This is a genomic window from Quatrionicoccus australiensis (assembly GCF_020510525.1).
Classification (GTDB): Bacteria; Pseudomonadota; Gammaproteobacteria; order Burkholderiales; family Rhodocyclaceae; genus Azonexus; species Azonexus australiensis_B.
Genome location: NZ_CP075188.1, coordinates 3,263,075 through 3,289,330 on the forward strand (window position 1 = coordinate 3,263,075; position 26,256 = coordinate 3,289,330).

At 60.3% G+C, this 26,256-nt stretch carries 25 protein-coding genes and 1 tRNA gene; 9 read left to right on the forward strand and 17 right to left on the reverse strand.

Annotation, left to right across the window (positions count from 1 at the left end; genetic code table 11):
* Positions 1-3 precede the first annotated feature (3 nt).
* The 8 genes from ndhC to rlmE form a co-directional block, all read right to left on the reverse strand.
* The gene (ndhC, locus tag KI612_RS15575) at positions 4-375 is read right to left on the reverse strand and encodes an NADH-quinone oxidoreductase subunit A (protein ID WP_226440982.1); all 372 of its coding nucleotides are present in this window, start codon (positions 373-375) and stop codon (positions 4-6) included.
* 64 nt (positions 376-439) lie between these two features.
* A tRNA-Leu gene (locus tag KI612_RS15580) sits at positions 440-524 on the reverse strand.
* 52 nt (positions 525-576) lie between these two features.
* Positions 577-948, reverse strand: coding sequence for a preprotein translocase subunit SecG (gene secG, locus KI612_RS15585; RefSeq protein ID WP_404818057.1), 372 nt, complete (start codon positions 946-948; stop codon positions 577-579).
* An 11-nt stretch (positions 949-959) separates the two neighbouring features.
* Positions 960-1,709 (reverse strand): triose-phosphate isomerase, encoded by a 750-nt coding sequence (tpiA, locus tag KI612_RS15590; RefSeq protein ID WP_226440984.1) that lies wholly within the window; start codon positions 1,707-1,709, stop codon positions 960-962.
* A 76-nt stretch (positions 1,710-1,785) separates the two neighbouring features.
* Positions 1,786-3,144: a phosphoglucosamine mutase gene (gene glmM / locus KI612_RS15595; protein WP_226440985.1), complete on the reverse strand. Its 1,359-nt coding sequence runs from the start codon at positions 3,142-3,144 to the stop codon at positions 1,786-1,788.
* Entirely contained in the window at positions 3,137-3,976 is an 840-nt protein-coding gene (gene folP / locus KI612_RS15600; protein WP_226440986.1) for a dihydropteroate synthase, read from the reverse strand. The genes glmM and folP overlap by 8 nt, the downstream gene beginning before the upstream one ends.
* A 56-nt stretch (positions 3,977-4,032) precedes the next feature.
* Positions 4,033-5,913 carry an ATP-dependent zinc metalloprotease FtsH gene (ftsH, locus tag KI612_RS15605; RefSeq protein WP_319002957.1) on the reverse strand — a complete coding sequence of 627 codons (1,881 nt, stop codon included), beginning with the start codon at positions 5,911-5,913 and terminating at the stop codon, positions 4,033-4,035.
* A gap of 55 nt (positions 5,914-5,968) precedes the next feature.
* Entirely contained in the window at positions 5,969-6,586 is a 618-nt protein-coding gene (gene rlmE, locus KI612_RS15610; RefSeq protein ID WP_226440987.1) for a 23S rRNA (uridine(2552)-2'-O)-methyltransferase RlmE, read from the reverse strand.
* A 31-nt stretch (positions 6,587-6,617) separates the two neighbouring features.
* On the opposite strand from rlmE, the gene KI612_RS15615 reads away from it, so the two are divergent.
* Complete coding sequence (locus KI612_RS15615; protein ID WP_226440988.1) at positions 6,618-6,980, forward strand: YhbY family RNA-binding protein; 363 nt, start codon at positions 6,618-6,620, stop codon at positions 6,978-6,980.
* On the opposite strand, the gene KI612_RS15620 is transcribed toward KI612_RS15615, so the two are convergent.
* The 7 genes from KI612_RS15620 to KI612_RS15650 form a co-directional block, all read right to left on the reverse strand.
* Positions 6,981-7,442 (reverse strand): DUF4149 domain-containing protein, encoded by a 462-nt coding sequence (locus KI612_RS15620; RefSeq protein WP_226440989.1) that lies wholly within the window; start codon positions 7,440-7,442, stop codon positions 6,981-6,983.
* A 3-nt stretch (positions 7,443-7,445) separates the two neighbouring features.
* Positions 7,446-7,922 (reverse strand): transcription elongation factor GreA, encoded by a 477-nt coding sequence (gene greA, locus KI612_RS15625; protein WP_226440990.1) that lies wholly within the window; start codon positions 7,920-7,922, stop codon positions 7,446-7,448.
* A gap of 69 nt (positions 7,923-7,991) precedes the next feature.
* Positions 7,992-11,198 carry a carbamoyl-phosphate synthase large subunit gene (carB, locus tag KI612_RS15630; RefSeq protein ID WP_226440991.1) on the reverse strand — a complete coding sequence of 1,069 codons (3,207 nt, stop codon included), beginning with the start codon at positions 11,196-11,198 and terminating at the stop codon, positions 7,992-7,994.
* Positions 11,199-11,219: 21 nt separating this feature from the next.
* Positions 11,220-12,368: a glutamine-hydrolyzing carbamoyl-phosphate synthase small subunit gene (gene carA, locus KI612_RS15635; RefSeq protein ID WP_226444270.1), complete on the reverse strand. Its 1,149-nt coding sequence runs from the start codon at positions 12,366-12,368 to the stop codon at positions 11,220-11,222.
* 124 nt (positions 12,369-12,492) lie between these two features.
* A complete protein-coding gene (locus tag KI612_RS15640) occupies positions 12,493-15,045 on the reverse strand; it encodes a PAS domain-containing hybrid sensor histidine kinase/response regulator (RefSeq protein ID WP_226440992.1) in 2,553 nt (850 codons plus the stop codon).
* Positions 15,046-15,050: 5 nt separating this feature from the next.
* Positions 15,051-15,857: a 4-hydroxy-tetrahydrodipicolinate reductase gene (dapB, locus tag KI612_RS15645; RefSeq protein ID WP_226440993.1), complete on the reverse strand. Its 807-nt coding sequence runs from the start codon at positions 15,855-15,857 to the stop codon at positions 15,051-15,053.
* 3 nt (positions 15,858-15,860) lie between these two features.
* Positions 15,861-16,343: an outer membrane protein assembly factor BamE gene (locus KI612_RS15650; protein WP_226440994.1), complete on the reverse strand. Its 483-nt coding sequence runs from the start codon at positions 16,341-16,343 to the stop codon at positions 15,861-15,863.
* Positions 16,344-16,438: 95 nt separating this feature from the next.
* Here KI612_RS15650 and fur point away from each other — a divergent pair, with 95 nt between their 5' ends.
* Positions 16,439-16,882, forward strand: coding sequence for a ferric iron uptake transcriptional regulator (fur, locus tag KI612_RS15655; protein WP_226440995.1), 444 nt, complete (start codon positions 16,439-16,441; stop codon positions 16,880-16,882).
* A 6-nt stretch (positions 16,883-16,888) separates the two neighbouring features.
* Positions 16,889-17,497 (forward strand): TMEM165/GDT1 family protein, encoded by a 609-nt coding sequence (locus KI612_RS15660; RefSeq protein WP_226440996.1) that lies wholly within the window; start codon positions 16,889-16,891, stop codon positions 17,495-17,497.
* A gap of 42 nt (positions 17,498-17,539) precedes the next feature.
* Here the strand turns inward: KI612_RS15660 and recN are convergent, their stop codons facing one another.
* Entirely contained in the window at positions 17,540-19,195 is a 1,656-nt protein-coding gene (recN, locus tag KI612_RS15665; protein WP_226440997.1) for a DNA repair protein RecN, read from the reverse strand.
* A gap of 6 nt (positions 19,196-19,201) precedes the next feature.
* Positions 19,202-20,113, reverse strand: coding sequence for an NAD kinase (locus KI612_RS15670; RefSeq protein WP_226440998.1), 912 nt, complete (start codon positions 20,111-20,113; stop codon positions 19,202-19,204).
* A 132-nt stretch (positions 20,114-20,245) separates the two neighbouring features.
* Between KI612_RS15670 and KI612_RS15675 the strand changes: the two genes are divergently transcribed.
* The 6 genes from KI612_RS15675 to KI612_RS15700 all read left to right on the forward strand — a co-directional run bounded on the left by KI612_RS15675 (position 20,246) and on the right by KI612_RS15700 (position 26,196).
* Entirely contained in the window at positions 20,246-20,734 is a 489-nt protein-coding gene (locus KI612_RS15675) for an acyl-CoA thioesterase (protein ID WP_226440999.1), read from the forward strand.
* Positions 20,735-20,808: 74 nt separating this feature from the next.
* A complete protein-coding gene (hrcA, locus tag KI612_RS15680) occupies positions 20,809-21,837 on the forward strand; it encodes a heat-inducible transcriptional repressor HrcA (RefSeq protein ID WP_226441000.1) in 1,029 nt (342 codons plus the stop codon).
* Positions 21,837-22,940: a ferrochelatase gene (gene hemH, locus KI612_RS15685; RefSeq protein ID WP_226441001.1), complete on the forward strand. Its 1,104-nt coding sequence runs from the start codon at positions 21,837-21,839 to the stop codon at positions 22,938-22,940. Before hrcA ends, hemH begins: the two co-directional genes overlap by 1 nt.
* 54 nt (positions 22,941-22,994) lie before the next feature.
* Positions 22,995-23,438 carry a thioredoxin TrxC gene (gene trxC, locus KI612_RS15690; RefSeq protein WP_226441002.1) on the forward strand — a complete coding sequence of 148 codons (444 nt, stop codon included), beginning with the start codon at positions 22,995-22,997 and terminating at the stop codon, positions 23,436-23,438.
* Between the two features lie 52 nt (positions 23,439-23,490).
* Positions 23,491-24,549, forward strand: coding sequence for a VCBS repeat-containing protein (locus tag KI612_RS15695; RefSeq protein WP_226441003.1), 1,059 nt, complete (start codon positions 23,491-23,493; stop codon positions 24,547-24,549).
* Positions 24,550-24,594: 45 nt separating this feature from the next.
* Complete coding sequence (locus tag KI612_RS15700) at positions 24,595-26,196, forward strand: methyl-accepting chemotaxis protein (RefSeq protein ID WP_319002959.1); 1,602 nt, start codon at positions 24,595-24,597, stop codon at positions 26,194-26,196.
* Positions 26,197-26,256: the final 60 nt, after the last annotated feature.

A 26,256-nucleotide genomic window follows, 5' to 3' on the forward strand; every position in this document is an offset into this window, starting at 1 on the left:
GCTTTATTCCCATTCCAGCGCACCCTTGGCCCAGGCATAAACATAGCCAACGACCAGAATGGCGACAAAAACCAGCATTTCGATGAAACCGAACAACTTGATTGATTCGGTCGCGACGATATCCTTGAAAATCGTCGCCCAAGGGAAGAGGAAAGCGATTTCCAGATCAAACAAGATGAAAAGAATGGCTATCAGGTAGTAGCGCACATCAAACTTCATGCGCGCATCTTCGAAAGCCTCAAAGCCGCACTCGTAGGGAGATAGCTTCTCCGGATCAGGCCTGCTTGGAGCAAGCACAAAACCCATCGCAACAGGCAGAACACCCACTGCAACACCCACCAGAACGAACATCAGGATTGGAAAGTAGTTTTCCATGACCCGCCGCCAATATTCAGTTTCTTGTAAGAAACAGCAAACCTTTCGGTCACTGCCCATTTATTGGTGCCGACGGCGAGACTCGAACTCGCACAGCTTGCGCCACTACCCCCTCAAGATAGCGTGTCTACCAATTTCACCACGTCGGCACTGCACTTCAAACCCGACCAGCGAGGAATTCTGCCGGACGGGCCATATCACTTACTTGGGTACGTCTTTCGCCTTGGAACCCGCATCAGCAGACGCTGCCGAAGAATCCCCCACGGCCTGAACCGGCTGCGAAACCGGCTGCGATTGTACCGTTTCTTCCATCACACTACCAGTCGTTTTTGGCTTGCTGGAAGCAACATAAGCCAACGCCAGACTGGTAACAAAAAAGACCGCGGCCAGAACGCCAGTCGTCCGACTAAGAAAATTAGCCGAGCCCGACGAACCAAACAGACTACCCGATGCGCCACTACCAAAAGCAGCCCCCATGTCGGCACCCTTACCATGCTGCATCAGCACCAGACCAATAATGGCCAGCGCAACCAGAATGTGCACCGTCAAAACAACAGAGAAGAACCAGTTCATTTCACCGCCCATCAATTTGCCGCATGGCAAATCGCAAGAAAATCATCCGCCACCAACGCCGCCCCACCGATCAAACCACCATCGATATTGGGCTGCGCAAACAATTCCATCGCATTCTGCGGCTTGACACTACCACCATAAAGAATGCGCAAACCCTCAGCAACCACCGAATCAAGCTCGGCAAACTGCCGACGTATCGCCGCATGCACGACCTCTGCCTGAACAGGAGAAGCTGTCATACCCGTACCAATTGCCCAGACCGGCTCGTAAGCAACAACCATGCGGGAAAAACTCGCAACACCCACACAATCAATCACCGCTCGCAACTGCCGGGCAACCACAGCAAGCGTCTCTCCAGCCTCACGCTCCGCCAGAGTCTCGCCAACACAAAGCACCGGCCACATCCCTGCCGCCAGAACAGCCTTGCACTTGGCCGCCACCAAAAGATCGCCTTCACCATACAAGGCACGCCGTTCGGAATGCCCGACAATGACAAAGGAGCAACCCAATTCAGCCAACATGGGAGCCGAAACCTCACCCGTGAAAGCCCCTGCAGCATGCTCGCTTACGTTTTGCGCGCCAAGCGCCAATCGCGAACCAGCCAGCCGCTCCGCCACCTGAAACAAATACGGGAAAGGCACACAGACAAGCACATCACAAGCCAAACTCGGCAAACTCTCAACAATCCGGTCAAGCAAAGCCGAATTCGCCTGAAGACCACCGTGCATCTTCCAGTTCCCGGCAACAAGCTTTTTCCGCATAGATCAGTCAGCCTCGGTTGGCAAAAACCTTCGGATTATAGCTGCCAGCGCGAATCAGGGTCAAGGCAACACACCCTCAAGAGGGATGTACCGACTCACGAACCACCCCTGCCAGCTCTTCCGCCGCAGCCATTACCAACTCGGCATCCTCTCCCTCAACCATGACGCGCAGCAATGACTCGGTACCTGAAGCCCGCAACAAAACCCGCCCTTTCCCGGCCATGCGCCGCTCAACCTCGACCAGCGCAGATTGAATGGCAGGATCGTCACGCCATGGAAAACCTTTGACGATAGGGACATTAATCAGCTTCTGCGGATAAAGCTCCAGACCAGCCAGCAGCTCCCGCAACCCCCCCCCCGCCTCACGCAAGGCGGCAAGCACTTGCAGCGCAGCCACGGTACCGTCGCCAGTCGTATGCCTGTCCATCGCGAGAATATGACCGGAGTTCTCGCCGCCGTATAGCCAACCACGTTCGTTGAGCATTTCAACAACGTAACGATCACCAACCGCAGCCCTTCCGAAAGGTATCCCCATTTTCTCCAGCGCATGTTCGAGCGCCAGATTCGTCATCAAAGTGCCGGCAACGCCGCTGACCTTGCCATGCCGCGCCCGATTACACACGATGGCATAGAGCAACTGATCACCGTCATACAGACGACCAGCGGCATCAACCATCTGAATCCGGTCAGCATCCCCGTCAAGGGCGACACCAAGATCGGCACGCTGGGCCAGCACGGCATCACACAATGCCTTCGGTGCGGTCGCGCCAAAGCCATCGTTGATATTCAAGCCATTGGGCTGCACCCCGATGCGAACCACTTCTGCACCAAGTTCGTGAAACACATCCGGAGCCGTGTGGTAGGCAGCACCATGCGCGCAATCAACAACAATTTTCAGACCCCGCAAGTCAAGGTCATTGGGGAAGGTGCTCTTGCAGAACTCGATGTAACGCCCGCGCGCATCATCGATACGCCGCGCCCGACCGAGATCGGCAGGCGCCACACTGGTCATCGGCTGATCAATCGCCGCCTCGATCGCGTGCTCGATAGCATCCGGCAACTTGGTTCCCTGCGCCGAGAAAAACTTAATCCCGTTATCGTAGTATGGGTTATGCGAGGCCGAAATAACGATACCCGCCTGCAACCGAAGGGCGCGAGTCAGATAGGCAACCGCAGGAGTCGGCATCGGCCCGACCAGGCAAACGTCAACACCAGCCGCGGCAAAACCGGCCTCCAGGGCTGATTCGAGCATATAGCCGGAGAGCCGGGTATCCTTGCCAATCAGCACGGAAGGACGCTCGCCACTTGGCATCTTGGCACTCTCCGCCAACACCTTGCCAGCCGCATAGCCAAGACGCATAACAAAATCGGGCGTAATCGGCGAAACACCAACCCGACCACGAATGCCATCGGTTCCAAAATATTTTCTAGACATTTTCTTCTCCCTGTTCAACGGCCGCGAGCACCGACAACGCATCCCGCGTAGCAGCCACATCATGCACGCGCAATATTCTCACACCCTTTTGCGCCGCCAGCATTGCCGCAGCCACACTTGCCACTTGACGCTCCCCAACCGGACGTCCGGTGATCTCACCCAACATGGTTTTGCGCGAAACCCCGACCAGCAGCGGACAAGCCTGGGCCGCCATAGCGGTCAACCCACGAAAAAGGGCCAAATTGTGCGCCAGCGTTTTACCAAAACCGAAACCAGGATCAAGCACGATACGATCGGCCTCGATGCCCGCCTCAAGACAGCGCGCAAGCTGCTGCTCCAGATACATGCCAACCTCGGCCACCACATCGACATACTCAGGCGCCTGCTGCATCGTACCCGGCTCACCCCGCATGTGCATGACACACACCGCGCAATCGCTATCACTTACCGCCGCGAGCGCTTCCGGATGCCGCAAGCCCGAAATATCATTGATCATCGTTGCACCGGCAGCCAACGCCGCCCGCATCACCGCCGGTTTGTAGGTATCCACCGAAATCGGCACTCCCCAGTCGGCAATGCGCTCCAGCAAGGGCAACAAGCGACGCAGTTCTTCCGCCTCCGGCGTCGGAATGGCGCCTGGACGCGAGGACTCGGCACCGATATCGAGAATATCCGCCCCCGCCTCGAGTTGATACCTGGCATGATCAACCGCCCTCTCCAGATCACCAACCAGACCATCGCTGGAAAACGAATCCGGCGTCAGATTGACTATCCCCATGATCAGGGGACGCTCCAGGGATAGCCGAAAATGGCCGCAATGCAAAATTGACATGACTAAAAATGGAAAAGCCGGGAGCAAGCCCCCGGCTGTATCAACGAATCAGAAACTCAGACTGCAGCTGCTGCACTCGGCTCGGCGCCGGCAGAGTCGTCCGGCGTCGAAGAGCGCGGCTTCATCTGGGTCGGTTTGGGCGGGCGTGGCGGCTTGCCATTCATGATGTCGTCAATCTGCTCGGCATCAATGGTTTCCCACTCCAGCAAGGCCTTTGTCATGGCCTCAACCTTGTCGCGGTTCTCTTCCAGAATCTTGCGGGCCAAGGCGTACTGCTCGTCAATGATGCGACGAATTTCGGCATCAACCTTCTGCATGGTCGCCTCGGAAACATTCTTGTGCTGCGTTACCGAACGACCAAGGAAAACCTCACCATCATTTTCGCCGTACACCATCACGCCGAGATCGGACATGCCGTAGCGGGTAACCATGTCGCGCGCCATCGCAGTTGCCCGTTCGAAATCGTTCGAAGCCCCGGTCGTCATCTGGTCCATGAACAACTCTTCAGCGATCCGGCCGCCAAACAGCACGGCGATACGACTCATCAGATACTGACGATCATAAGCATAGCGATCCTGCTCCGGCAACTGCATGGTCAAACCAAGCGCGCGACCCCGCGGAATGATCGTGACCTTGTGCACCGGATCCGACTTCGGCATGACCTTGGCGACCACGGCATGACCGGACTCGTGGTAAGCCGTATTCATTTTCTCTTCCTCGGACATCACCATGCTGCGACGCTCGGCGCCCATCATGATCTTGTCCTTGGCCTTTTCGAAATCATCCATATCCACCAGGCGCTTGTTGCCGCGCGCCGCGAACAGGGCAGCTTCATTGACCAGGTTGGCCAGATCGGCACCGGAGAAACCGGGCGTACCACGCGCGATGATATCGGCCTTGACGTCGCCGGAAATCGGCACCTTGCGCATATGCACCTTGAGGATTTCTTCGCGGCCGCGGATATCCGGCAGCGGCACGACAACCTGACGGTCGAAACGCCCCGGACGCAGCAGCGCCGGATCAAGAATATCCGGACGATTGGTCGCGGCAATGACGATGATGCCGGTATGACCTTCAAAACCGTCCATTTCGACCAGCAACTGATTCAGAGTCTGTTCGCGCTCGTCGTTACCGCCGCCAAGGCCGGCGCCACGATGGCGGCCAACCGCATCGATTTCATCGATGAAGATGATGCACGGCGCGTGCTTCTTGGCATTTTCGAACATGTCGCGAACACGGGCCGCGCCGACGCCGACAAACATTTCGACGAAATCGGAACCGGAAATGCTGAAGAACGGCACCTTGGCTTCACCGGCGATCGCCTTGGCAAGCAGGGTCTTGCCTGTCCCCGGATTACCGACCATCAGCACGCCTTTGGGAATACGGCCGCCGAGCTTCTGGAACTTCGAAGGATCACGCAGAAAATCGACGATTTCCTGAACCTCTTCCTTCGCCTCGTCGCAACCGGCGACGTCAGCAAAGGTAATGACATTGGTCGACTCGTCCATCATGCGTGCCTTCGACTTGCCGAAGGAGAAGGCCCCGCCCTTGCCACCCCCCTGCATCTGGCGCATGAAAAACACCCAGACACCGATCAGCAGCAACATCGGGAACCAGCTGACGAACAGGTTCATCAGGAAGGAAGGTTCTTCTTCCGGCTTGGCCTCGATCTTGACACCACTCTTCAGCAGATCGGAAACCAGCCAAAGATCGGGCGGCGCGTACGACGTGATGCGCTTGCCGTCATTGGTCGTCGCCTTCAGCGTGCGGCCCTCCATGACCACCTTGCTGATCCGCCCCTGCTTCACCTCTTCGATGAACTGGGAGTATTCGACGGCCCCCGTCGCAACCTGACGGCTATTGAACTGATTGAACACCGTCATCAGCACCAGACCGATGACGAGCCAGATTGCGAGGTTTTTGAACATGTTGTTCAAGCTTGCTCTCCTTCGACGGCGTCGAACGACAAAAACGCCATTTTATACACAACTATCAGCGCAACACACGACCGAGCAAATAAAGCTCGGCACTGCGATCGCGCGAGGCATCGGGTTTACGGACCACAACCGTCTTGAAAGCCTCGCGCATGGCGCGAAGAAAACTTTCATAATCCGTTCCCTGGAACACTTTGACCAGAAAAGCGCCATCCGGTTTCAAATGGGCCTTGGAAAATTCCAGACCCAACTCGGCCAGATACATGATCCGCGCCTGATCGACGAGGGGCACTCCCGACATGTTGGGTGCCATGTCGGACATTACAAGCCCCACCCGACGCCCATCAAGTTTTTCTTCGAGTTGCCTGAGCACGTCGTCTTCACGAAAGTCGCCCTGAATGAACTCGACGCGATGGATGGGTTCCATCTCGAGCAGATCGAGCGCAACCACCATGCCGCTCTCGCCGATCCGCTTGGCCGCGACCTGCGACCAGCCGCCGGGGGTCGCTCCCAGGTCGACAACAACCTCGCCGGCATGCAGCAATTTGTCCTTGTCGTCCATCTCCATCAACTTGAAAGCGGCTCGCGAACGCCAGCCTTCCTTCTTGGCAAGCTGCACATACGTGTCGTTGACATGCTCGCGCATCCAAGCTTTGCTGGTCCTGGTTCTCTTCATTCGGTAAAATGCCGTTTTTGAAAGGTTTACTATGCTGCAATTATCGTCCATCGAGCGCCGCGAACTGCGCGCCCGTGCCCACAACCTGAATCCCGTCGTCTCCATTGCCGAAAATGGCCTCACCGAGGCTGTTCTCAAGGAAATCGACGTCAACCTCACGGCACACGAACTGATCAAGATCCGCGTTTATGGCGACAGCCGTGAAAACCGCCTCGCCTATCTTGAACAGATCTGCGCCGAACTGGGCGCTGCCGCCGTTCAACATATTGGCAAGCTGCTTATCGTATACCGTCCGGCTCCGGCTGGCAGCGCTGCCGCCAAAGCCGCCAAGCCTGCACCGGCCCGCCGCCCGGCAGCCGCACCACGCAAAAGCAAGCGCGCCTTCCAAGGCTGATCACTTCAGCCCGCGACTGCTCCACAGCACCAGCCACAGCCCCAGCAAACTCTGCAACAGATAGAGAATGCTGGAAATGCCGTGCCAGGCAACAAAGCGGTCGCGCAGCACACTCTCCATGACTTCACGCGGCATGGCATCCGCCTTGAGTTGAACCATCAGGGGTTGAATGCCGAACTGACTGGCCGCCGTCATCAGCGCCATCCCGACAACGATCCAGAACAGCGCACTTTTGCAGGCCCGCAGACCACTCCGGGAAATCATCAGGAGCAGCAGACCGGCCGCACTCGCCAAGCCGACCCAGCCGATCAGCGCAAACAGTTTGCCGGCAATCACACCGGCCAGCTGACGATCACCCAGGCTGGCAAACAATACCGGGGCCACCATGTAGCCGATGGCCCACAGACCACCGACCCACAGCGTAATCAAAAAAAGATAAAGCGCTTCGGAAAGCTTGCGCACGAATTATTCGTAACGAACGTCAATCACTTCATATTCACGGATGCCGCCCGGCGCCTGCACCTGGGCGATATCGCCAACATACTTGCCGATCAGGGCGCGCGCCATCGGTGAATTCACCGAGATCTTGCGCAACTTGATGTCGGCCTCGTCTTCACCGACGATCTGATAGGTCGCCGCAACCCCGGAGTCCTGGTCCTCGATATCGATCGTCGCGCCAAAAACGCAACGACCATCGGCATCGAGCAGCTTCGGATCAATGATCTGGGCGTTCGATAGCTTGCCTTCCACCTCCTGGATACGCCCTTCGACGAAACCCTGGCGCTCCTTGGCGGCATCGTACTCGGCATTTTCGGAAAGATCGCCATGCGAACGCGCTTCCGCAATCGCGGCGATTACCGAAGGACGCTCCACCGTCTTCAGACGATGCAGTTCTTCGCGCAATTTTTCGGCACCGGCCACGGTCAACGGGATTTTATTCATCATTTATTCCAGCAAAAGCAAAACCGCCGGCGCCCACTAAGGGGACCACCCGGCGGTTTCGGGTTTGTCTCAGTGCAGCTGCTGGTGCAGTGCCTGAATCGGATACACCACCAATTCACCCAGATTGCGGATGCCCTCGGCTGCCGCCTCGGCACCCCAGATCGTCGTGTACATCGTAACCCGGGCCTGCAGGCCGGAGGTACGGATGTTACGCGAGTCATTCACAGCCTGGCGCTTTTCTTCAACCGTATTGATGATCAGGGCAATCTCGTTGTTCTTGATCATATCCACGATGTGCGGACGACCTTCGGTGAACTTGTTGACCTGCTGCACCGGCAAACCGGCCGCTTCAATGGCATGCGCCGTACCGCGCGTCGCCACGATGTGGAAACCGGCTTCGACCAGATGGCGGGCGATCTCGATTGCCTTGGCCTTGTCGCTGTCCTTGACCGACATGAAGACGCGACCGCTGGTCGGCAGCTTGACGCTGGCGGCGAGCTGCGACTTGACGAAGGCTTCGGCAAAGGTCACGCCGACGCCCATCACTTCACCGGTCGACTTCATTTCCGGGCCCAAAATGGTATCGACACCGGGGAACTTGACGAAGGGGAAAACAGCTTCCTTGACCGAGAAATACGGCGGGATGACTTCGGCGGTTACACCCTGATCTTTCAGGCTACGGCCAGCCATGCAGCGGGCAGCGATCTTGGCCAGTTGCAGACCGGTCGCCTTGGAGACGAAGGGCACCGTACGCGAGGCGCGCGGATTGACTTCCAGCACGTAGACATCGTTGTCCTTGATCGCGAACTGCACGTTCATCAGACCGCAGACGTTGAGCGCCTTGGCCATCAGCTTGGTCTGGCGGCGCAGTTCGTCCTGCACGGCAGCCGACAGCGAATACGGCGGCAGCGAGCAAGCCGAGTCACCGGAGTGCACACCAGCTTGTTCGATGTGCTCCATGACGCCACCGATGATGACTTCATTGCCATCGGAGAGGGCATCAACGTCGCATTCGACGGCATCGTTCAGGAAGCGGTCGAGGAGCACCGGCGAATCGTGCGAAACCTTGACGGCTTCACGCATGTAGCGCTCGAGATCCTTCTGCTCATGGACGATTTCCATGGCGCGTCCGCCCAGCACGTAGGACGGACGGACAACCAGCGGATAGCCGATTTCGGCCGCCAGACGCAGCGCGTCTTCTTCGGTGCGCGCCGTGCGGTTGGGCGGCTGCTTGAGACCGAGGTCGTGCAGCAGCTTCTGGAAGCGTTCGCGGTCTTCGGCGATGTCGATCGATTCCGGCGTCGTACCGATGATCGGCACGCCATTGGCTTCGAGGGCCAGCGCGAGTTTGAGCGGGGTCTGACCACCGTACTGGACGATGACGCCGACCGGCTTTTCGATGGCGACGATTTCCAGCACATCTTCCAGCGTCAGCGGCTCGAAATACAGGCGATCCGAGGTGTCGTAGTCGGTCGACACGGTTTCCGGATTGCAATTGACCATGATCGTTTCGTAACCGTCTTCGCGCATTGCCATCGCGGCATGCACGCAGCAGTAGTCGAATTCGATACCCTGGCCGATGCGGTTCGGACCGCCGCCCAGCACCATGATCTTCTTCTTGTCGGTCGGATTGGCCTCGCACTCGTCCTCGTAGGTCGAGTACATGTAGGCGGTATCGGTCGAAAATTCAGCGGCGCAGGTATCGACACGCTTGTACACCGGGCGCACGTTCAGTTCATGGCGACGGGCGCGGAACTCGGACTCGCTGGTTTTCAGCAGATAAGCCAGGCGGCGGTCGGCGAAACCCTTGCGCTTGAGGAAACGCAGTTCCTCAGCGGTCAACGAGGCCAGATCGCGCTTTTCCACTTCCAGCTCGAGATCGACGATTTCCTTGATCTGGACGAGGAACCACGGATCGATCTTGGTCAGTTCGAAAACCTTTTCGACCGACATGCCGACGCCGAAGGCATCGGCGACGTACCACAGGCGATCCGGCGTCGGCCGGGCCAGTTGTTCGTCGATGGTTTCCGGATCAACCGATTTCAGGTTGAAACCGTCAACGCCGACTTCCAGACCGCGCAAGGCTTTCTGCAGCGACTCCTGGAAGGTGCGACCAATCGCCATGACTTCACCGACCGACTTCATCTGCGTGGTCAGCGTGTTGTCGGCCTGCGGGAATTTCTCGAAGGCGAAACGCGGCACCTTGGTGACAACGTAGTCGATCGACGGCTCGAACGAAGCCGGGGTCTTGCCGCCGGTGATGTCGTTCGACAGCTCGTCCAGCGTGTAGCCGACCGACAGCTTGGCGGCGATCTTGGCGATCGGGAAGCCGGTCGCCTTGGAAGCCAGCGCCGACGAACGCGAAACGCGCGGGTTCATCTCGATGACGATCATGCGACCGTCCTTCGGGTTGATCGAGAACTGCACGTTCGAACCGCCGGTATCGACACCGATCTCGCGCAGCACGGCGATCGAGGCATTACGCAGGATCTGGTATTCCTTGTCGGTCAGCGTCTGGGCCGGCGCAACGGTGATCGAGTCACCGGTATGCACGCCCATCGGATCAAGGTTTTCGATCGAGCAGATGATGATGCAGTTGTCCGCCTTGTCGCGGACCACTTCCATCTCGTATTCCTTCCAGCCGAGCAACGACTCTTCGATCAGCAGCTCGTTGGTCGGCGAGGCTTCGAGACCGCGCTTGCAGATGGTCTCGAACTCTTCCATGTTGTAGGCGATACCACCACCCGTACCACCCAGCGTGAAGGACGGCCGGATGATGGTCGGGAAGCCGATCACGGCCTGCACCTGGTAAGCCTCTTCCATGCTGTGCGCGGTGGCCGACTTGGCGGAACCGAGACCGATCTTGGTCATCGCGTCCTTGAACTTCTGGCGATCCTCGGCCTTGTCGATGGCTTCCTTGGAAGCACCGATCAGTTCGACGCCGAATTTCTCGAGCACGCCTTCGCGGTCGAGATCGAGCGCGCAATTCAGTGCGGTCTGACCGCCCATGGTCGGCAGCAGCGCGTCCGGACGTTCCTTTTCGATGATCTTGGCCACAACCTGCCAGGTGATCGGCTCGATGTAGGTGACGTCGGCCATTTCCGGATCGGTCATGATCGTCGCCGGGTTGGAATTCACCAGGATGACCTTGTAACCCTCTTCGCGCAGGGCCTTGCAGGCCTGGGCGCCGGAGTAGTCGAATTCGCAGGCCTGACCGATGATGATCGGGCCGGCGCCAATAATCAAAACACTTTTTATGTCTGTACGTTTCGGCATCTTTATCTCTCTCTGTGCCGCTTATTGCGCGTTGTTGAGCGCGGCAACGCCACGCGTCATGGTGTCAAGGAAGCGATCGAACAGGTAAGCCACGTCGTGCGGACCGGGACTGGCTTCCGGGTGCCCCTGGAAGGAGAAAGCCGGCACATCGGTGCGGGCGATGCCTTGCAGGGAACCGTCAAACAGCGAGACGTGCGTGGCACGCAGGTTTTTCGGCAAAGAATCGGCGTCGACCGCAAAGCCGTGGTTCTGGCTGGTGATCAGCACCTGGCCGGTATCCACATCCTTGACCGGGTGGTTGGCACCGTGGTGACCGAACTTCATCTTCAGCGTTTTGGCGCCGGAAGCCAGGGCCAGCAACTGATGGCCGAGACAGATACCAAAAGTCGGAATGCCACGCTCAAGGAACTCGCGAATCGCCGCAATGGCGTAATCGCAAGGCTCCGGATCACCGGGACCGTTCGACAGGAAGACACCGTCCGGATTCAGTGCCAGGACATCGGCCGCCGGCGTCTGGGCCGGCACGACAGTGAGCTTGACGCCGCGCTGGGCGAGCATGCGCAGGATGTTCTTCTTGACGCCGAAGTCGTAGGCAACGACATGGAATTTCGGCGCCGGACCTTGCTGATAACCTTGCAGCGTCCATTCGCCTTCGGTCCAGGCGTAGCTTTCCTTGGCGGAAACCACCTTGGCCAGATCCATGCCGGCCAGACCAGGGAAAGCCTTGGCCAGTGCCTGCGCCTTGGACTCGTCGATTTCGCCGGCCAGAATGCAGCCAGCCTGGGCGCCCTTTTCGCGGAGGATGCGGGTCAGCTTGCGCGTATCGATACCGGCAATGGCAACGATGCCGTGCTTTTTCAGATAGGACGACAGGTCGTCCTGGGTACGCCAGTTCGACGCAACCAGCGGCAGATCACGAATGACCAGACCGGCAGCGTAATTGGCGTTGGACTCGAAGTCCTCCGCATTGCAACCGGTGTTGCCGATATGCGGGTAGGTCAGCGTGACGATCTGGCGGCAATAGGAAGGATCGGTAAGGATTTCCTGATAACCGGACATGGCGGTGTTGAACACCACTTCGCCACTGGTAACACCATCAGCGCCGATGGACTGGCCCTTGAATACCGTTCCGTCGGCGAGGGCGAGAATGGCGGGTATGAATGAGGGCAGCAATGACACGACCGGCTCTCCTAAAATTTCTATTTATTCATGTGCCAAGCGGGAAGGCTCGCGCCCTCCCGCTTGTGCTTTTTAACCTTCCTATTTTAGCCGAAAAGTAGCTTTTCAGGCAAATTCAAGGGATTACACGAGTTCTCACATAGTCCTCAAGGAGCGGTCGCAGGCAGGTCATTTCTTCGGCGAGGCCGGCGAAAATCAGCTGACAGTTCGGCCAATCAACGCTTTCGACCGACATTGCCGCCTGCTCGAGATCCATCGCCCGCCGCCGCGCCGACTCGGCATGGAACATGGCAAGCAGGCTCTTCAGGGTGTGCGCATGCATGCGCAACTCGTGCGCATTGGCCGCCTGTACCGCTGCACTGACTCTGGAAACATGCTCATCCCATTCGGCAACCAGCATGCCGGCCATGGTTGCAAACAAATCCGCATCACCGATATCGCGCAGGGCGCTGCGCAGATCAAGCTGCACGCCAGCGACAACCTCAGGCGCCGCCACCGGTGCCTCAAGCACATCACCGGCCTGACCGGAGGCTCTGGCCAGGGCTGCGTACAGCATGTCCGAACGCAAGGGCTTGGCGACATAGTCATTCATGCCCGCCTCAAGGCAGCGATCACGGTCGCTGGACATCACATTGGCGGTCATCGCGACGATATAGACCGGCTTGAAAGCGTGCGAAACCACCCAACTGCGCCGCATTTCACGCGAGCGGATCGCCTCCGTGGCCTCGATACCGCCCATCACCGGCATCTGCATGTCCATCAGAATGACGTCAAAATGCTTCTCGTCAAACTGCTCGACTGCCTCGGCGCCATTATTGGCGACCACCACACGGTGCGACTTCTGCTGGAGCAAACGCAGCGCCAACTCCTGATTGACCGGATTATCCTCAACCAGCAGCACATTCAGGACGCGGCCTTCTTCCTCTTTGCCAAGCTCGGTATTGAAATCGACCAGAGCGAAATCACCGGCATCCGCAGAACTCTTGCTCGCAAGCTGCAGTGCATCCAGCACATCCCCCGGGCCGAGCGGCTTGACCAGGTGCGCAGAAACACCGAGCTCGCGCAGACGTGCCATATCCTGCCGCTGATTCTCGGTCGTCAGCATCATCAGCAGCCTTTCCGGACGCCCCGCCTGACTCCAGCTTTCCGCCAAAGCCAGGCCAACCGGGGCCGCCATGCCGGCGTCTGCAAAAACGTAGTCAAAAGGAAAGTCGACCGAACGGGAGCGCTCAATCGCATCAAGAGCAGCCCCCGCATCCGCCAGCAAGGAAACCTGCATACCCTGCGCTTCGAGCAACTGCACGAGATAACGCCCGGCAACCGGATTATCCTCGACAACCAGCACCCGCTTGCCCTTGAAGCGACCGTCAGGTGCAACCGAAGCCGGCGCTGCGGTTTCAACGCCAAGCCGGGCCGTAAAGAAGAAGGTCGACCCCTTCCCTTGTTTGCTTTCCAGCCAGATCCTGCCATCCATCAACTGGACAAGACGCGCCGAAATGGCCAAGCCCAGCCCGGTTCCGCCAAAACGCCGGGTCGTCGATACATCCGCTTGCGAGAAAGCTTCGAAAATTGCCTGCTGCTTGTCCAGCGGAACGCCAATCCCGGTATCGCGAATGGCAAAGCGCAGGAAAACCGAACCGCTCGTCGCCTGCTCGACCCCCACGACCAGAACGACTTCGCCCTTTTCGGTAAATTTGATGGCATTGCCGATCAGGTTGATGATGACCTGACGCAGACGGTTCGGATCACCGACCACGCGCAACGGCACTTCCGGCCGCACATCGACGATCAGCTCCAGGCCCTTCTTGTGCGCGCTGACCGCCAGCACGCGAGCCGCTTCGAGAACGATATCCTGCGCCGAAAACGCCAGCGACTCGAACTGCATCTTCCCGGCCTCGATCTTGGAAAAATCGAGGATGTCATTGACGATGACCAGCAAGGCTTCGGCAGACGATTTGACCGTTTTCAGATAATGCCGCTGCTCGGCATCTAGCTCGGTATCGAGCGCCAGCTCGGTCATGCCGATGATGCCATTCATCGGCGTACGAATTTCGTGGCTCATGTTGGCCAGGAAGGAACCGCGCGCCTTGTTGGCTGCCTCGGCCGTTTCCTTGGCGGCAATCAGCGCCGCCTCGGCATCCTTCACCGCGCTGATGTCGCGCAGCAGGACCAGCATGCGGATCGGCTCACCCGCCGGATCACGCGCCGCCACCGCGCCGCGCACCAGCAACCAGCGCCATTCGCCACTTTTCGCCCGGAGACGGCATTCGGCCTGGAAATAGCGCTCCTTGCTCCGGGTGTGCGCGGCAATCCGGGTCTGCAACTCGCGCAGGTCCTCCGGATGCAGCAGTTTCTGCCACTGGGAAATCGAGTTTTCCAGCTCGTCGACCGTATAGCCGAGCAATTCCTTCCACTGCCGGCCAGACTCGATATTGCCGCTGCGCAGATTCCAGTCGGTCAGCGCATCGCCGGACAGCAAGGCCTGCCAGTTATTCAGCCCGGCATAGGCGCTATAGGCCGAATCAACCAGCCCGACCAGTTTTTCAACCCCCTGGGCCAGCGCATTTTGCTCACCACCACCGGCATCGCCAATCAACTGCCTTAATTGCGGCTCACCTTCGCCGCCGAAGACTTCCTGTAACTGACGTGCCAGCAGACGTGATTTCATGGCGGCTAACGCAAACCGAGCACATCCTGCATGTCGAACAGGCCGTTCTTGCGACCGGCAATGAAGCGCGCCGCACGCAGGCTGCCCTGGGCGTAAGGCATGCGGCTGCTCGCCTTGTGCGTGATTTCAACGCGCTCGCCGAGACCGCAAAACATCACCGTATGGTCGCCGACGATATCGCCACCGCGCACCGTGGCAAAGCCGATGGTCGACGGATCGCGCTCGCCGGTCACGCCTTCGCGACCATAAACCGCGCACTCGGCGAGATCGCGACCGAGCGCCGAGGCCACCACCTCACCCATGCGCAGCGCCGTACCGGACGGTGCGTCGACCTTGAGGCGGTGATGCGCCTCAACGATCTCGATGTCGTAACCCTGATTCAGGATACGTGCGGCTTCGTCGAGCAACTTGAAGACCAGATTGACGCCGACCGCCATGTTGGCGGCGAAGACAACGGGAATATCCTGTGCGGCCGCGGCAATCGCCGCCTTGCCTTCGGCATCGAAGCCGGTCGTGCCGATGATCATGCCGACCCCGGCCTTGCGGCACAGTGCGAGATGCTCGAGCGTACCTTCCGGGCGCGTGAAATCGATCAGACAGTCGATATTCTTGAGGCCGGCTGCCACATCGTCGATGACCACGACGTCGCATGCCATGCCGACCAGCTCACCCGCTGTCTTGCCGACTTCCGGACTGCCCGGCAGGCCGAACGCGGCCCCCAGCACCACCCGCTCATCCTTGAGCGTCGATTCGATCAACATGCGGCCCATGCGGCCGCCGGCACCGACGATACCAATACGCGTTGCACTCATTGCTTAAAATCCCATTGCGTTCATGAAGCGCCGGTAGAGACTCGGCGGCTCGCGCGGCGGCAACGGCACATCGGCCGCATCGCCCGAAATCGAACCGAGATCAACCAGCCGTGACTTGTTCTGCGGCGTCGTCAGGTCCTCGACCGAGGCCACCTCGACATCGCCGGCAACGCGCTCGAGGCGGCCGGCAGCATCGAAAAAGACGACAAACTTGCGCTCATCGACCCGACCCGTCTGACCATTCTGGTAGCGATAGACGTAATCCCAGCGCTGCTGGTGGAAGATGTCGGTGATCATCGGCGAACCGAGCAGGAAGCGAACCTGCTCGCGGGTCTGCCCCGGCTTGAGCTGGGCGACCATTTCCTGGGTCAGCACATTGCCCTGCTGGATGTCGATCTTGTATTCGTTAATGAAGGCCGGCTTGTAGGTACAAGCGGTCAGAAGCGTGCAAAAGGCTGCAACGAGCAGTAGCGGGTAACGAGGCATGCGGCTTTCCGGAGTTTCTCAAACACCTTTGAAGCGGTATATCATACCCGAAATACCCTCCGGCCCTGCCGCAACACATTCTGGAAATTTTACCGATGAGCGATCCCCAAAGCCTCAAGAACATGGGCCTGAAAGCCACCTTTCCGCGCCTCAAGATTCTTGAGCTTTTCGAGAGAACCACGGTGCGGCACATGACGGCGGAAGACGTCTATCGCATGCTCATCGCCGAAAACATGGACATCGGGCTGGCCACCGTCTACCGCGTCCTGACCCAGTTCGAACAGGCCGGGCTGCTCGAGCGGCATTTCTTCGAATCCGGCAAGGCCGTCTTCGAAATCAATCACGGCAAGCACCACGACCACCTGGTCTGCATCGATTGCGGCCGCGTCGAAGAGTTTTACGACCCGGAAATCGAAAAGCGCCAGAACGCGATTGCCGAGGAGCGCGGTTTCGCGATCCAGGATCACGCGCTCTATCTCTACGCCCAGTGCACCAAGACCAACTGCACGCACCGCAACAATCCCGACGACAAGTCCTGAGCGGCAATGCCCGATTTCGCAGCACTGGCGCCGGGGAGCTGGTTTTCCTCGGCGGCGACCACTTTTTTGCTGATTGCCCTCGCCGAGTTCGGTGACAAGAGCCAACTCGTCTGCATGACCCTCGCCGCACGCCATCGCGGCTTGCCGGTCGTGCTCGGCGCGATTGCCGCCTTCGCCATCCTCAATCTGCTTGCCGTGCTGTTCGGCGCCGCCGTTGCCGCCTGGCTGCCGGCCTGGGTCATCACGCTGGCGGTGGCCGTGCTGTTTGCCGTGTTCGGCATCAGCGCCCTGCGTTACGAAGAAGAGGATGCAGACGAAACGATAGAGGAAAAACCGGGGCACGGCGTTTTCGCAACGACTTTCCTGCTCATTTTCCTCGCCGAATTCGGCGACAAGACGCAGATCGCCGTCGCCGGCCTCGGCAGCACCACCGCAGCAGCCGCCGCATGGACAGGCGCCACGCTCGCCCTGGCCTGCACCTCGCTGCTCGGCGTCTTCGCCGGCCGCAAGTTGCTGCAACGCCTGCCGCTGGTCTGGATCCACCGCATCAGCGGCGCCTTCTTCATCCTGCTCGCGCTGCTCGCGCTCGGCAAACTGGTCTACGGCGAAATCTGATTTTTGCCTCTGGACGGACGTCGACCGTCCGGGACGACCGGCTTACTGAAAGCGCAGCAGTTCGCGGGCGTGCTGGCGGGTGATCTCGGTAATTTCGACACCGCCCAGCATGCGGGCAATTTCCTGCACCCGACCGCCCTCGTCGAGGGGCGCAATGGCACTCAGCGTCACGCCGTCGCGCGTCGCCTTGCTCACCTGCCATTGCCAGTTGGCCTGCGCCGCAACCTGCGGCAGATGCGTCACGCACAGCACCTGACGCTCGCCGCCGAGTTCATGCAACAGGCGACCGACGATCTCGGCAACACCGCCACCGATGCCGACATCGACCTCGTCGAAAATCAGGGTCGGCACGCTGGCCGAACGCGAGGTCAGCACCTGGATGGCCAGACTGATCCGCGACAATTCGCCGCCCGAAGCCACCTTGGCGAGCGGCTTGGCCTCGTTGCCGGCGAGACCGCCAACACGGAATTCGACCTGTTCCAGCCCGTAGGCCTGGCCGTTCTCGATGGGCAGCAAGGCCACTTCGAAACGCCCCGATGACAGCGCCAGCTGGCGCATCACTTCGCTGACCGCCAGCCCCATCTCGGTCGCGGCTTTTTGCCGTCCACTGGAGAGTTGACCGGCCAGCGCCAGATACTCCTTCTGCGCCGCCGCCGCGCGTGCCTGCAGCGCCGCCAGATCGGCAGCCACTTCGAGTTCGCCCAGACGGCGCTGCCAGCCGGCCAGCAAGGCCGGCAGTTCGGGCGGCTGGACGCGATATTTGCGGGCATTGGCCATCACTGCGTCCATGCGCCGCTCGACTTCGGCCAGCCGGGCCGGATCGAGATCGGCACGATCGGCATAGCGGCGCAGGGTCGAGACCGCTTCCGACAATTCGGCCTGCACCGATTGCACCAGCGCCGCCACTTCTTCCAGCGCCGGATCGTATTCGGCCAGGCTGGTCAGACGCGTCGCCACGCTGTCGATCTGGCGCTCGCAGGCGCCCTCGTCTTCGGCCAGCACGCCGAGCGCGAACTGCGCACCGTCGATCAGGCTGGCGGCATGCGCCAGGCGGCGGTGCTCGACATCGAGCCCGGCCCATTCATCTTCGCCGAAGGACAGGGCGGCCAGTTCGCGCACCTGCCATTCGAGCTGTTCGCGTTCGCGCGCCAGCGCCTCGGCACCTTCGCTGGCTGCGGCCAGCGCCTGGCCGGCTTCGCGCCAGACGCGGAAGGCGCTGCCGACCTCGCGCACCAGACCGCCCAGACCGGCATGGGAATCGAGCAGGGCGCGCTGGGCGTCGCTGCGCAACAGGGATTGATGCGCATGCTGGCCGTGAATATCGACCAGCCATTCGCCGACTTCGCGCAATTGCTGCGCGGTGGCCGATGAACCGTTGATGTAGGCGCGCGAACGGCCGCCGGCATCGACGACGCGGCGCAGCAGCAACTCGCTGTCAGCATCGAAATCATTGGCGAGCAGCCAGGCGCGCACCTCGGGCAAAGCAGAAATATCAAAGGTCGCTGCCACTTCGGCCTTGTCGCAGCCGGAACGGATCACGCCGGCATCGGCGCGCTCGCCGAGCGCCAGGGTCAGCGCATCGATCAGGATGGACTTGCCGGCCCCGGTCTCACCGGTCAAGGTGCCAAAACCGGTCGAAAACTCGAGTTCCAGGCGGTCGACGATGACAAAATCGCGAATGGTCAGGTGGCGCAACATCGGAAATCAGGGGCCTTTCGGGCGCTCGCTCCAGTGCAGCTTCTGGCGCAGCATGGCGAAGTAGCTGTAACCGGGCGGATGCAGGAAGCGGATGGAATAGCCGGAACGCTTGATGCGCACGCAATCGTCGCGCGCCAGATCGAGCGTGACCTGGCCGTCGAAGTGCACGCGCGGATCGTCGGCATTGGCGATGCGCAGCTCGATATCGGCGCTGTCATTGACGATGATCGGCCGGTTGGTCAGCGCATGCGGACAGAGCGGCACGAGCGCGATACCGGCCAGGGTCGGATGCATGATCGGGCCGCCGGCCGACATCGAATACGCCGTCGAGCCGGTCGGCGTGGCAACGACCAGCCCGTCCGAACGCAGGTTGTAGATGAATTCGCCGTCGATGAAGAGTTCGAACTCGATCATGCGACCGATCGCCCCCTTGTCCACGACGACGTCGTTGAGGGCCAGGTTGGACGCGATTTCCTTGCCGTCGCGGATCACCTCGGCGGCCAGCAGCATGCGATTTTCCGGCATGAAGCGGCCGTCGAGCAGATCGTCCATGCAGGTCAGCATGTCGTCGCGGGCGATATCGGTCATGAAGCCGAGCCGGCCCTGATTGACGCCGACCAGCGGCACGCAGTAACGCGCCAGGCGGCGCGCCGCGTTGAGCATGGTGCCGTCGCCTCCGAGCACGATGGCGAGGTCGGCATGCGCGCCGATGTCGTTGAAGCCACAGGTCACCCAGCGCGACAGATCGACCTTGCGCCCGATGTGCTCCGCCGTCTCGCGTTCGATGAAAACGCTGACGCCCCGCTCGTGCAGGTATTCGGCCAGACGACGCAAGGACTCGGCAATTTCCATACTGTGGTATTTGCCGACCAGTGCAATCGTCCGCGGCGCGCGGATGGAAGCGAAGCTTCTGTTCATGGCCCGAATTCTTGCATAAAAATCGCCGCGCGCGCTCGGTCGATCGCCATCTCCCTGAAGCGGAGGACAGAGGCAACGGTACACCGACAAAGCGCAGTAAGATTCCCCTTCCCATTTTTACCGCACAAAGCCATGCATCTCCCCGACCACCAACTCAGCATGACCGTCCTGATGACGCCCGACATGGCCAACTTTTCCGGCAATGTACACGGCGGCACCATCCTCAAGCTGCTCGACCAGGTTGCCTATGCCTGCGCCAGCCGCTACGCCGGCGAATATGTCGTCACCCTGTCGGTCGACCAGGTGATGTTCCGGCAATCCATCCATGTCGGCGAACTGGTGACCTTCCTGGCCAGCGTCAATTACACAGGCCGTACGTCGATGGAAATCGGCATCAAAGTGCTCACCGAGAACATCCGCGAACACAGCGTGCGCCATGCCAACAGCTGCTTCTTCACGATGGTCGCCGTGGACGAACAGGGCAAGGCGACGCCGGTGCCGCCGCGCCAACCGGAAACGCCAGAAGAAAAACGCCGCTTCCAGGCCGCCATCCTGCGCCGCGAACTGCGCCAGGAGTTCGAATCGCGCCGCCTCGCCCTCCATCCGGTCGACGTCGCGTAATTGCCCTTTTTCCGGCGGCTGCCCGCACAAATGAAGGGCAGCAGCCCCGCAGGTTTTTTGTACAATCCCCAGCCATGATGGATGATCGCTCCCGTACCCTGCTCAAGACGCTGGTTGAACACTACATTGCTGATGGCCAGCCGGTCGGCTCGCGGGCGCTCTCGAAGTTTTCCGGACTCGACCTGTCGCCGGCCACCATCCGCAACGTCATGGCCGACCTCGAGGAAGCCGGCTTCGTCTCCAGCCCGCACACCTCGGCCGGGCGCGTACCGACGGCGCGCGGCTACCGTCTGTTCGTCGACAGCCTGCTCACGGTACGACCGCTCGAAGCCCGCCAGATGGGCGCCATGGAAGATGCACTGAGCGGCCAGCCGGCCAGCCAGATCATTTCCAGCGCCTCGCAGCTGCTTTCCGGCCTGACCCATTTTGCCGGCGTCGTCATGGCGCCGCGCCGGGGCGCCAGCCGCATCCGCCAGGTCGAATTCCTCAGCCTCTCGGAAAAACGCATCCTGCTGATCATCGTCACCATGGATGGCGATGTGCAGAATCGCATCCTCAACACCGACAAGAACTACTCGCCATCCGAACTGGTGACCGCCGCCAATTACCTGAACCAGAATTTCGGCGGCATGGATTTCGAGCAGATCCGCCATCGCCTGACCCAGGAAATCCAGCAGCTGCGCGACGACATCAGGCCGCTGATGACGCTGGCCCTTGAAGCCGGCGATGCCGCGCTGTCGGAAAACCCGGCGCCCTATGTCATTTCCGGCGAAAAGAACCTGCTCGACGTCGAGGAACTTTCCTCGAACATGAAACGCCTGCGCGAACTGTTCGACCTCTTCGACCAGCGTTCCAGCCTGATGCGTCTGCTCGACGTCTCCAACCGTGCCGAAGGCGTGCAGATCTACATCGGCGGCGAATCCGGCATCGCCCCGCTCGACGAATGCAGCGTCATCGCGGCGCCCTACACCGTCGACGGCCAGATCGTCGGCTCGGTCGGCGTCATCGGCCCGACCCGGATGGCCTACGAACGCGTCATTCCCATCGTCGACATTACCGCCCGCCTGCTTTCCAGCGCCCTCTCCTACCAATCGGACAACTGATGCCACGTTTTCTCACCGAGCCGCCGCACCGTCACGGCACGGCGGCCACCACCGCCGTCGTCCTCGTCAACCTGGGCACACCGGATGCGCCGGACGCCCCGTCGCTCAAGCGCTACCTGCGCCAGTTCCTGTCCGACCCGCGCGTCGTCGAGATTCCCAAGCCGATCTGGTGGCTGATCCTGAACGGCATCATCCTCAACATCCGGCCAAAGAAATCGGCCGCCAAATACGCCTCGGTCTGGATGCCGGAAGGATCGCCGCTGCGCGTCCATACCGAACGCCAGGCCAAGCTGCTCGCCGGCTACATCGGCGAACGCGGCCATCACCTGACCGTCACCTGGGCGATGCGCTACGGTTCGCCATCGATTCCCGATGTGCTGTCCCGCCTCAAGGCGGGCGGCGCGACACGCATCCTGCTCGTCCCGATGTATCCGCAGTACTCGGCGAGCACGACCGCCACCGTCGTCGACGAGGCCTGCCAGTGGCTGACGCAGATCCGCAATCAGCCGGAACTGCGCTTCATCCGCAATTTTCACGACGACGCGGGCTACATTGGCGCCCTTGAGCAAAGCGTGCGCAAGCACTGGCAGGCGAGCGGCCAATTGAGTGCCGACGCCCGCCTGATCATCAGCTTCCACGGCCTACCCAAACGCAGCCTCGATCTTGGCGACCCTTACTACTGCGAATGCCAGAAGACGGGCCGCCTGCTCGCCGAACGCCTGCAGCTGCAACCCGAGCAATATAAAGTCTGCTTCCAGTCACGCTTCGGCAAGGCCGAATGGCTGCAGCCCTATACCGCCCCCACCCTGCAGGCACTGGGCAAGGAAGGCGTGCGCCGCGTAGACATCATTTGCCCCGGCTTCACCGCCGACTGCCTGGAAACCCTGGAAGAAATCGCCCAGGAAGGCCGCGACGACTTTCTCGCCGCCGGCGGCAAGGAATACCACTACATTCCGGCGCTCAACGAGAACAACGACTGGCTGCATGCCCTGACCCGCCTCGTCGAGCAACATCTCGGCGGCTGGCCAAGCAAGGCGGAAATCGATCCGAAGGCACAGGAGCTGACCGCCAGTCTGGCCGTCAAGCACGGCGCCCACTCTTGAAAATCGGGGCACCGGCCCACACATCAGGAAAACCTGATAAACCGGAGCCCCTCGATGAGTGAAAGCCTGCATGTCGTCTGCCCGCACTGCGCGGCAGTCAACCGTCTTCCCGCCGCCCGTTTGGGCGAGCATCCGAATTGCGGACAATGTCGGCAAGCGCTGTTTTCGGGCTCGCCGATCGAGTTGACCGCTGGCAACTTCGAACGCCAGGTCGGGCGCAGCGATCTGCCGGTCGTCGTCGACTTCTGGGCCCCCTGGTGCGGCCCCTGTCGCAGCATGGCCCCGGCCTTTGCCCAGGCCTGCGCCGAACTCGAACCGCAGGTTCGCTTCGCCAAGCTCAATACCGAGAACGAACAGCAACTGGCCGCCCGCTTCAACATCCGCAGCATCCCGACCCTGGCCGTTTTCAGGAACGGTCGCGAAATTGCGCGCCAGAGTGGCGCGCTTGACCTGAACACGCTCAAAAACTGGGTTCGCGCCAGTCTTAACAAAACTTAACTTTCCGGGCCGGGGGCCGTTAACCAAGGAACATATCCCCCGGAGGCCCGCCATGAAAATCGCCAGCGCCCAGCTGCAAATGAGTGCATCGCACAGCAGCACGCAACGCCACGAAGTTCGCGAATCGATGCAGATGTGGGTTGGCCAGCGCCGGCCGAACACCGAGGCGCAGACCCGACCACAAATCACCAACAGCGCGCCCGTCACGCTCTCCCAGGCGGGACTGCAGAGCCAGTCTGCGGACGCCATCAGTTCGGGCATCGACTCGGCGGTCGACAACGATCCAATGCTGAATTTGATCCGCAGCATGATGGAATACCTGACCGGGAAAAAATTTCACAGTTTTGACCCCGGCCAGTTGCATGCCAGCAGCGGATCCACTACAGCCACACCGGCGGCCACCTCCGGCACGACAAGCCCCCCCCCTGCACCTGCGGCCGGCTATGGCGTAGCCTATGACTACCATGAGTCCTACAGCGAAACGGAGCAGACCAGTTTCTCGACCACGGGCAGCGTGCAAACCGCCGACGGACGCAGTATCAACTTCAATCTCGAACTGTCGATGTCGCGCAGCTACTACGAGGAGAGCAACGTCAGCATCCGCCTCGGCGACGCCGCCCGCCAGGTCGACCCGCTGGTCCTGAATTTCGCCGGCAACGCCGCCCAGCTGACCGACCAGCGCTTTGCCTTCGACCTGAACAGCGACGGCCGCACGGAACAGATCAATTTCGTTTCCCCCGGCAGCGGCTTTCTGGTTTTTGACCGCAACCACGACGGCACCATCAACAATGGCAAGGAAATGTTCGGCCCGAGCAGCGGCAACGGCTTCAGCGAACTCGCCGCCCTCGATGATGACAAAAATGGCTGGATCGACGAAAACGATGCCGCATTCGGCCAACTCCAGGTTTGGACACGTACCACTGATGCAAAAGAGCAACTGCTGTCGCTGAGCGAAGCCGGAGTGGGTGCTATCGCTCTGGGGAACGTTGCGACGCCATTCAGTCTAAAAAATGACAGCAATCAGCTCCTTGGCAAAATTCGCAGTTCCGGTATATTTTTGCAGGAAGACGGAAGCGCTGGCACAATCCAGCAAATAGACCTGACAGCCTGATAAGATGGTCGCTATCGAGGGGACACAATGCCGAGGTTTGGTGACATGAAAATATGGATACGCCTGACGGCTGCCATCTGGCTGACACTGGCCATCATCTGGACGATCATCATCGTCTGGGCTACGCAAGTTAATCGCGACACGGCCATCCGGCAGGCTCAGGATTTCTCGCAAAGCATCCATGAAATGACCATGGCCGGCCTGACCGGCATGATGATCACCGGCACGGTGGGTCAGCGCGAGGTATTCCTCGACCAGATCAAGCAACTGTCGATCATCAAGGATCTGCACGTCGCCCGTGGTGAAGCGGTCGTCAAGCTCTACGGCCCCGACACCAAGGAGACCCGCCAACTCGACCCGCTCGAGAAGCAGGTCATGTCCACCGGCGTTCCGTATCTCTCGGTCGAATCCGGCAACGGCAATTCCTACCTGCACGTGATCAACCCGACCAAGGCTTCCAAGAACTACCTCGGCAAGGATTGCGTGCTCTGCCACCAGGTGCCCGAAGGCACGGTGCTCGGCATTGTCAGCATGAAGGTTTCGCTCGACTCCGTCGAAGCCGATGTCTCCGCTTTCCGCATCAAGATTGCCGGCGTCGCACTGGCCGCGATCGGCATCCTGCTCGTCATCATCTATCTGCTGACCAACCATTTCGTCACCGTACCGCTCGACGAACTGCGCAAGGGGCTTTCCGACATCGCCCGCGGCGAAGGCGACCTGACCCGGCGCCTGCCGGTCAAGGGCAAGGATGAAGTCGGCCAGGCTGCGCTCGTCTTCAACGAGATGATGGAGAACTTCAACCAGCTGGTCCGCCAGGTACGCGACTCCGCCGCGCAGGTGTCGGCCCGCGTCGCAGCGCTTTCTGACAACGCCGACCGCGTTTCGCAAAGCTCGCACCAGCAGAATGAAAAGTCGAACGATGCAGCAGCTGCGGTCGAGCAACTGGTTTCGAGTATTTCCTCGATCGCCCAGAGCGCCGAGCATGTCCAGCACCAGTCGCAGGAAAGCCTGCAGCGCGCCAACGAAGGCAGCCGCAACCTCAAGGTACTGCTTGGTGAAATGGATGTTGTCGAACAGGCCGTCAAGGAAATGGCCGGCTCGGTGAACGAGTTCGTGCGCAGCACCGAGGCGATCACTCACATGACCCGCGAAGTCAAGGACATCGCCGAACAGACCAATCTGCTGGCGCTCAATGCCGCGATCGAAGCCGCTCGCGCCGGCGAACAAGGCCGCGGCTTCGCCGTGGTTGCCGACGAGGTGCGCAAGCTGGCAGAAAAATCGTCCCGCTCGGCCAGTGAGATCGATTCGATTACCGCCACGCTGAGCGCCCAGTCGGTCGCCGTCCGGCGCAGCATCGAGGAAGGTCTGGAGCATCTGGAAAGCAGCCAGACTGCCGTGGCTACCGTATCCAGCGTCTTGCAGGCCACCAATGGTTCGGTGACCGAGGTCGGCCATGGCCTGGATGCCATCGCCGCAGCAACCGACCAGCAGCGCCGCGTCTCCGGCGATGTCGAAGCCAGCATCGAAGCCATTGCCGGCATGGCACGCGAAAACAACGGCACGGTGGAACAGACCACGGGTGCCGCACACGACCTGAAACGTCTGGCCGAAGGCCTGACAGCGATGGTGGGCCGCTTCAAGGTCTGAACATAAATCAGCCACAAATAAAAACCGCCTCGATCGAGGCGGTTTTCACATCGGCGTCTT